The organism is Bradyrhizobium sp. th-b2, from assembly GCF_000426785.1.
GTDB lineage: Bacteria > Pseudomonadota > Alphaproteobacteria > Rhizobiales > Xanthobacteraceae > Bradyrhizobium > Bradyrhizobium septentrionale.
Window position 1 is genome coordinate 1 of record NZ_AUGA01000132.1, and the last position, 8,391, is coordinate 8,391.

7 protein-coding genes and 2 pseudogenes are annotated in these 8,391 nt (G+C 56.5%); 2 read left to right on the forward strand and 7 right to left on the reverse strand.

Annotated elements, in window-relative coordinates; translation table 11 throughout:
* Nucleotides 1-168 precede the first annotated feature (168 nt).
* The 7 genes and pseudogenes from hemN to K359_RS0145415 all read right to left on the reverse strand — a co-directional run bounded on the left by hemN (nucleotide 169) and on the right by K359_RS0145415 (nucleotide 6,900).
* On the reverse strand, nucleotides 169-1,503 hold the full coding sequence (gene hemN / locus K359_RS0145375; protein ID WP_029084951.1) for an oxygen-independent coproporphyrinogen III oxidase: 1,335 nt from the start codon (nucleotides 1,501-1,503) through the stop codon (nucleotides 169-171).
* 332 nt (nucleotides 1,504-1,835) lie between these two features.
* Nucleotides 1,836-2,006: a hypothetical protein gene (locus K359_RS62555; RefSeq protein WP_156929073.1), complete on the reverse strand. Its 171-nt coding sequence runs from the start codon at nucleotides 2,004-2,006 to the stop codon at nucleotides 1,836-1,838.
* 189 nt (nucleotides 2,007-2,195) lie between these two features.
* Nucleotides 2,196-2,486 (reverse strand): hypothetical protein, encoded by a 291-nt coding sequence (locus K359_RS58015; RefSeq protein ID WP_029084952.1) that lies wholly within the window; start codon nucleotides 2,484-2,486, stop codon nucleotides 2,196-2,198.
* A gap of 71 nt (nucleotides 2,487-2,557) precedes the next feature.
* Nucleotides 2,558-2,665, reverse strand: a pseudogene (locus K359_RS66545) (transposase); the annotation flags it as partial.
* A 137-nt stretch (nucleotides 2,666-2,802) separates the two neighbouring features.
* Entirely contained in the window at nucleotides 2,803-3,186 is a 384-nt protein-coding gene (locus K359_RS58025; RefSeq protein WP_029084954.1) for a hypothetical protein, read from the reverse strand.
* A 1,400-nt stretch (nucleotides 3,187-4,586) separates the two neighbouring features.
* A complete protein-coding gene (locus K359_RS0145410) occupies nucleotides 4,587-5,414 on the reverse strand; it encodes a class I SAM-dependent methyltransferase (protein WP_198031283.1) in 828 nt (275 codons plus the stop codon).
* 133 nt (nucleotides 5,415-5,547) lie between these two features.
* On the reverse strand, nucleotides 5,548-6,900 hold the full coding sequence (locus tag K359_RS0145415) for a coproporphyrinogen-III oxidase family protein (protein ID WP_029084958.1): 1,353 nt from the start codon (nucleotides 6,898-6,900) through the stop codon (nucleotides 5,548-5,550).
* A gap of 850 nt (nucleotides 6,901-7,750) precedes the next feature.
* Between K359_RS0145415 and K359_RS62565 the strand changes: the two are divergent.
* Nucleotides 7,751-7,920, forward strand: a pseudogene (locus K359_RS62565) (IS110 family transposase); the annotation flags it as partial.
* Nucleotides 7,921-8,042: 122 nt separating this feature from the next.
* The coding region (locus tag K359_RS60310) for a transposase (RefSeq protein WP_029084959.1) at nucleotides 8,043-8,391 on the forward strand (349 nt) is incomplete at its 3' end.

Below are 8,391 nucleotides of genomic sequence, written 5' to 3' on the forward strand. Positions count from 1 at the left end.
ATACATGCTGGCCTCCCTCGCCAGCATGTAGCTTGAATCTGACTCGCGCCGTTTTGGGAATCCCCACCCGATTCGTTCCGGTCGGAAAATGCTCTAGTATGACCGTACGGGCCGCGGCCCGCGACCTCATTTGATGCTTCGGAACTGTGCGCATATGGGTGGTCTTCGTTAATATGGTGCGCGGTCGAGATAAGCGTCGAATGCCGCAGCAACGGCGCGGATGACAAAACGGTGCTCCTGCTTGACGCGGAGGATACCCTTTTCGATCTCCACTATCCCGTCCTCGGTGAGCATCTCCAAGCGATCAGCTGAATCAAGAAAAGCTACTGGATCAAATCCGTGGTTGGCGCAGATTGCTGGAACATCGGCCTGTAAGTCGCACATCACGCGTTCGATGATTTCGGCCCGAAGCCGATCTTCCTCGGTGAGACGGTAGCCCTTTGAAGTCGGGAAGCAGCTAGCTTTGATATGCTGATGATAGGAAGCGGTTGCGAGCTCATTCTGGACGTAGCCGTCAGGAAGGCGGCCAATGGCGGACGGACCGAAGCCGATCACGGTTTGACAGGTATCAGCCGAATAACCCAGGGAGTTGCGGCAAAGGCGACCGGCCTTCTGCGCCAGCGCGAGCTCGTCGTCTGGCAAGGCGAAATGGTCGAGCCCAATTTGTCGGTAGCCCGCCGCGACCAGAGTGTCAGCCACCGCCGCGGCTTGCTCGGCGCGAGCGACATTGTCCGGCAGCGCCGCCTCATCGATCTGGCGCTGACGTTTCATATAGGAGGGAACATGGGCGTAGCCGAAAACCGCAAGCCGGTCCGGCCGCATCGCTACCGCGATTCTGGCGGAGTCCACGCAGGACTGCACCGACTGGTGTGGCAATCCGAACAGGAGGTCGAAGTTGATGCGGCTTATTCCATGCTGGCGCAGACTTTCGACGGCAAGAGCTGTCTGTGTCTCGCTCTGGACGCGGTTCACTGCCCGCTGCACCAGGGGATCAAAACTTTGCACGCCAATGCTGGCGCGGCTAACGCCGGCTGAGCCTAATGTTTCGGCCATCTCGGTCGTGAACGCTCTGGGATCGATCTCGACGGCAACGGTGGTCGACTTGCTGAATGTGAAGCAGTCGCGCAGGAGCTCCATCAGGCCCAAGAAGTCGGCGGGCGAGATGATGGTCGGTGTCCCGCCGCCGAAATGCACGTCGCTGACGGACAAGGCGCGCGGCGCCTGCGCTGCGACCAAATCAATCTCCTCGCGGAGCACCGCGAGATATTTGCGGATCGGTCGCTCGCTGTGAGTGAGGCTTGTCGGGAAGCCGCAATACCAGCAAATCGAGCGACAGAACGGAACGTGGAGATAGATGGATACCGGTTCATCGCGCGGCAGCCGCCTCAACCATCTCCCATAAGTGTTGGCGCCCACCATCGCAGAGAAATCCGGTACGGTCGGATAAATAGTGTACCAAGGCAGGCGGGAATCGCAATATTTGTTCAGCAATGAGGTCTGCACGTCTTATCTATCCATGCTCACACACATGAAGTTGACCCATCTCCTCCTCGGTGTCTTTGCTTCATGTCAATGTGCCCGCTTTGGTCTCGATCTTTGTCTGGGCGTAGTGGCAATCCGTCCTCCGAAGGTGTGTCGCTTCTGGCTCTCACACGTTTATGAAGAAGCAATGATCTCAAACCATCAGCTCGCGGCGGATGTTCATGGCATTCGACGAGCAAGTGGATACGCTAATGCCGAAATGGTAAAGCGCGCCGACGGCTGGCGGGATCAAATTCGCTCTGGCAGTCTGGCAGCATAGGATCAATAGGGCAGGACGGTTTATGAACTGATGGTCATACGTTCAAATCCGGTCCCGCAACGACCGATGCTTGCGATAGCAAGCCATCCAGAGCCCAGGCCTCCGAGAGGAAGTCGGGGTTCTTCTTGTCCGCCGCAAATCGCAGGATCGCGGCCAAGTCACCGCGCAGCACGATGGCGAGCTGTTCCCCGTCGAGCACGAGCAACCTGATCGATCAACGTACGGAACCGCCGCCTCGGCTTTCTCCTCTTCGCACTGCAGGCTTTCATACAGTGCAGAGATGCGCTGCCGATAGACTCCGCATGTTCGGGTGCAAGAGCGGCGGGGGCCTCGGCGCTCGCGAGCAGATCGGTCAACTTCGACTTGCAAGCTTCGAGCGCATCCATCTCAGCCTTCATCGACGGTTCATACGTGCCATCTTGATCGCAGTGATAATGCCTCGAATCTGCTTTTCGACTCTTTCCAGCTCGCTTTGCCAAGCATCCTGATCGGTTCGACGTTCGATCCGCATTCGGTTCACTTCTTGGGTGAATTCCTCGCAAAACAGCTTGAACAATTCGGGCTTTATTAAGTGCGTCCGGAGGCCGTTCAATACGGATGCCGCCAGCGCATCGTGCCGGATGTTCAGGCGATTATTGCACGTCCCCTTGTTCCCGCGCCCGCCGCGCAGGTCCTTGGAGATCATCGTGTACCCACCGCCGACGCCGGCGGCCCAGGCATCTCTTCGTCGGTCTAGTGAGATGCGGTTGTTGCGTGGCGGTCGAGTTCGACCTTGTCGCGGGCGTAGATGGCCTCCTGGCGGTAAAGCGGCTCGCCATCGGCATATTTGGCAACGGCAATCTGGGCCAGAAGCGCTTCCGTCGTCAAAGCTATTGGAGTGCCGGTAACGAGAGACGCGGAAGCCAGCTCCAGCGTCGCCGACCGCCTCGCAGTGTTCCAGTTCAACGTCCTCTCGGCCTAATCCTCCGTAGAAATCACCCGGCTCGGCGAGCCGAGGGGCATCAGCAGCTATCGGATTGCACGTCTCTCCACCATACTGTGTATGTGAAGGACAGGACTTGGCGGCAATCAAATACCTGAACGTGACCGCTGACGATTTTCACTGAGAAGAAGGACGATGTGTCGTCCTCGTAGCCGATGCAAATCTCCGAGGTCCCAGGGCTCAATATCCAACGCGATTTCGCCCCGTGGTGATACAGGTTCGGTAACAAACCGCTGACGTGGCATTCACTGTCGTAGTCGTATCCGTCCACTTGTTTTCCGCATACGGCGACACTAATCTCGTTGCGCGTTTTGGTTTCGCGTTCGTACACGCTGAGGACTTCGCAGCGCCGATGGTAAGCGAACGCGACCGCAGCTGAAGCCGCTCGGACATGCTGTTTCATATCGCCTACCTAATGCCGGACGGACGAAGGGCGGGATGCGCCGAGTGCGCCCCCGTGTCGTCAATGGCCGGCAACGATCGCCGAGGGTAAGGGACTCCAAATAAAAGACGCCGCTCCTCTTCGTCCTAACTCCCCACCGCGGGTTCTTTCTTTAGGCCCGCAAGGGTGACGACCCGGATTCTGATCGCCGACTCACTGCGCTTTAGCTCACTCGCGATCTCTTGCGCAGCTCGCGCGGCTTCCCGCAGTTCGAATACCCGCTGGTCGTCCAGCTTAGACCACCGGGTAAATCGCTTACCTAGCAACCCCGCCTAAAAGCAGTCATTTATCTAGGTTCTCCCCGGCTAAATTCGTGTCCTATCGCTGTGCGACGTCAGTGCTTTGCCTGACAAGCTCGCGAACTCTTACGCGATAAGGTCTCGTCTGAGAATGCTAACCCGTTTGTTCAGTGCTCGGCGCAACGCATTGCCCTCATCTGTCGTCATCCTGCCAGCAGACCGCTCGGACACACAATCCATCATGACCCGTTGAATCTGGACCAGTGTCATACTTTCGATCTGGGCAATGCGCTTCTTAACTTCGGCACGCAAGTTGGCAGTCTTTCTAGACATCGTCAGATCCTGATGCTCCACGGAGTCCAGCCCGAAAGGCTGACGACGTTTGACGGTACAGCATCAACATTGGATCGGGCTCCTACCCATTTTGGGGGCCCGTCGCTCCCTGGCCACTCATCCTCTATTCATCCTCGGCGCGCCCGGGCTAAAGAAGGGCTGAGGTCCGTGAAGGAGCCTGAGTGTGGCATGTTCGAACAACCACACTTCCATTCTTATTCAACCGCCGCTCGCATCTGTATTGGCATTACGGTCTTAGGTGCTGCTCTGCTGGTCGGGATAATAATGACGCACGTCGTGCCGTAAGGCTGCCTCAGTTGGTGTAGGCGGAAACAAGAACACCATAGCGATGCGCAGATTATTCTGGCGAAAACCTGCTCCGGCTACACCTGCGGATATCTACGACTCCACGAGCGGCGACCTTGAGTCGGCCAATCCGCGGTACAGCCAGACGGATCTTACATACAGAACGCGCCACCATTCGTAAGCGCGACCTCGACTTCCGCAGTGTTCGGCGGGACAAACGCAGCATCAGTCAATTCGGCGAAATCTTGAATCGGCAGAATCGGCGTTGTCGAGCCCCTGAGTCGAATTTGATGGTGCTCGGTGTATTTGGTATTAAAGTATCCTACGAAAGCGCGTGCTCAGCGATTGATGACCGGCGTCGAGACGTGGGTTGATCGGGAAGTTGCGGGGTGTGAATAACCTCGTAAGGTTGGCGACCGTGGTGACGTGACCCAAGCCCTTTTTCGACGGGGCCAAGGCAGCCAATGAGAAACCGTTCAAGCATCACTTATTTCGAATAAGCAAGCGCTTCGGGCGCGTGAAGTCTCGATATTTGCCGGTAAGCGTTCCATTGACGAATTGGAGGCCGTGATCGCCATAGATCATATCCTCACGTACGTAGCCGTCCGCAATGGCCACTTGATTGTTGCCGCCCACTGTCTTCCGGGCAGTCTTCACCCCATAGCTGGCTAGCGGCGAGCCGAGCATTTCAACTATGGCATCGCGTGGTGTGCCTAATTTCAAGGTATCAAATTGTTTGACAGGAATCATCCCGGCTACCTTGATGGGCTCAGCTCTCATTCGCGGGAGATCTTCAGATCCAATTGGCTTACGAACCACAACTTTCTCGATGCAGTGTGAATGGATCGGAATGCCAGGGTGCGAGTCCCATTTGATGTAATGATCGGAGCGCAAGATCTCCCAGCCCGCTTCTGTATAGATAGCCTCGAGCTCGCCGCGCTGGAACGAGTTTTTGTGACCAGATGCCAAAGCCTCCTTCGAAATAGGATGGTCTGGTTGATCGAGCGTGTTCGTGAAGCAATGAAATCCACCAGGCCGCGTTCGATTCATTAAGGCCGTGACGAGCGGCTTCCAGACTCCCCGTTCCGTGAAATGCAATACGCAATGCGCTATAAAGACGTCCAGGTAAGCAGGCGGCCGGAAGTCTTCAACGCGAGCGACCCCACTCGCTATGTTCACGCCAAGATCACCTGCGAGCCGGTTCAGCTTGGAGATAGCGGTTTCGGAGATGTCGGTCGCGATCACCTGATGATCGAAATGGCCCAAATAGAGGGCATTGCGGCCTTCCCCGCAACCCAGCTCCACAACCACGCTCTTCGTGCGGAGAGCCGGTGCTATCTCGAAGATTTCGGGACTGGGACCACCCATACACGATACGTGGCTTCGGCGTAGCCCGAGTTCCACCAGAACGGTGAATGCTTCGCGACCTCTCGCATACTGCACCTCACGCTACCTTATATTGCTCTTCGAGAGCCACGATCGTGTCCGAGTAAAACGCTATCGCCACGATGCTAGAATATTTGAATCCCGCGTGAGTCAGTCGATAAGTATCACCGTCGGCCAAGTCGACGAGTTGCAGACATTCGAGCGCTTTGAGCTCTTCGCTGAAATCGGCCGTCAGTTCGCGACCGAATACTGAAGCGTAGCTCCTTCTGCTCAGGGCTGACAACGTGAGGCCAAGCAGGACGTAGCGACGCGCAAGATCGTTCGGCGTCAGTGTGATCCCGTGCGATGCTATCGCCTCAGGATCGAAGGAGTGGGCCGAGAATGCGTTGATGATTGACGAAGCCGCTCTCGAATCGACGGCATAGTCCGAGCCGTAGTGATATTGCCCGAAATAGCTTCTGGCGCCAGCTCCTAATCCTAGCAGGGGCGTTCCCTCGAAATCCGAGTTCTCCTGCCGGTAGGCTCGGCCGCCAGCGATCTTGGTGAAACACGTAAAGGATTCCTGGCGGTAACCCTTGGACGCCATCAGAGCAACATTCTGGTCGTAGACCTCATACTTATCCGCATCAGAGAAGAATAATTCGGGGGCGTGCGCCTTTGAGGTCATGATGTTTGTCATCGGACGAACAACAACGGGGTAAAGGGAGAGTGTCTGCGACTCGTAGTCGAGCGCGCGGCCAAGCGAAAAGAACCAGGAGTCACGGGTTTGACCACGCAACCCGTAGATCAGATCAAGATTGACGTGGGAAAAACGTTCCGTCAGTGCTTTCATTCCCGCTTCTGCAGTCTCGACCGAATATGGTCTACCAGCGTGCGCAAGCTCGCTGGGTACCATGGTCTGGATGCCCATGCTCATTCGGTTGACGCCAAAGGCCTTCAAGCAATCCAGAAGGTTGTTGTCGAAAGTGTCTGGCGCGCTCTCGATCGTAATCTCACATTTCCGGCTTCGTTTTGGAAATGCAGCCTCGAGGGCGGCGAAAAGCTCGCGGAATTGATGCTGAGTCAGCAGAGTTGGCGTGCCGCCGCCGAAATAGATACTTACAACCTCTCGATCTCCGAAGTATTCTCCATATCGCGCGATGTGCTCCGCCAATCGAGCAACATAAGACTCCCTCGTGGCCGGGCTTTGACGCGTTGTAAGGAAGAGCGTGCAGTAGGTGCACCGGTAGCGGCAGAACGGTATGTGGATATAGATGTTGATGTGCTTAGAACGGCTAGCCTGCTCAACGACATCAGTTATGTGGAGTGGCTGCGGAAAAGCCCGATACGCTCGCTTGGAAGGATAACCATAGACGTAGGTCGGCAGCTCCTTTTTCGCTATGCTCGTCCGAAGAAAGTCCAGACAATCCATGACCTAACCTGTTGATTGCCAAACCCGGTGAATGCCTGAACGCCGTCGCTCGCCGAAGGCCACAAGTTCACGCCTTGTGGTGATTAGTGGCTTCCATGGAAGCTGCTAATCCGCGGTCCGTACTGCGTTTTCGTCACCTGTGTTCTTCGGGTCTAGCCGTGCGGCTTACGTGTAAGAAACCAGTCTAGCCGTACGGCTTATATGTAGGAAACCAGACGCCCGCAGATATAACTACAGGGGCTGCACCCCGAGAATTCCGCCCACTGCTCCTATGAGGAGCCAAGACCGGCCTCCTGAAGTTGCAGATGCTTCTTAAGCAGTTAATTCGGTCACACCTTAAGCTGAAATATCGATCTTCATTGCTGCTTCCCTTCTCAATGAGAGGATCAATCAGTGATGGCGTCGGCAACTCGTGCCGCCGGGCAACGAGAGACACTCAAGAGTCGTGCCAACTGCGGGGGAGGAGAAACCCCGAAAAGCCGTCCTACATTCTATTCAACAACTTGACTGCGAGCGCGGCAGCCCGTCGGTCGAGTCATGTGTGGCAGACGCGATAAGCCGAGCAACTGAGAGCAACGCAAGTCACCAGCTACCATGTGATTTGCTCCAAGAGATGTTCTGCCGCCATGGAGACGCATTCGTCACGGTGATCCTTGAAGTGAGCGTAAAGTGACAGAGGGTCCACGTTGTCGGTGTCAGACAATGCGGCGGGATCGTATGCCCACGTCTCGATGACAAGATCGGCTTGATCGCTGCTGGTTTCAACGTAAGCGAGCTTTCAATTACATAGGGTAATCGCGGGGTTGGGAACACCGGCGTGGTTGTGATGCGTTGGATTGAGGTGGTTGCCGCCGAACGCGTCGTGTTCGAGACGGGGCCCTTGTCAGTCTAGTTTACCATGCACTGACACAGGAAAGACTGCCAGCGATTTGCTTAGATGCGCGGGACGCCAAGGCGGCGCTAGATATGGCGCCAAACAAGACCGACGCAAATGACCCGGATGGGCTCTCTCATCTTGTCTAGGTCGGCTTTTACCGCAAGCTAACGAATTAGGGGTACGCATCCGACGGGCGCCGTCTTGCGTGACGCGTGGTAATTCGCGAAGCGTGCGACCTTAAGTCTAGCTTTAAGGTCATCAGGCGATGCGGGTCGAGGTTTTGGGCGGGCTGGAGCGGCGGCGGCGCTGGTCGCAGGATGACAAGGCGCGGATTGTCGAGGAGACGTTGGCGCCAGGCGCGAAGGTGACAGAGGTTGCGCGTCGCAACGGAGTAGCGGCCAGCCTGGTGTTTACCTGGCGTCGACAAGCGCGGACATCAGAGCAGGTTGTACCTTCCTTTGCGCCGGTGCAGATCGTCGCTACAGAAGTGGAGGAAACTCCGAATCTTTTGCCTGCGGGTGACGGCCGAGTGCGCTCCGTGGCGGCCGCGCGTACTGGATTGATCGAGATCGATCTTGGCAACCGACGACGCATCCGGGTGGATGCACACGTCG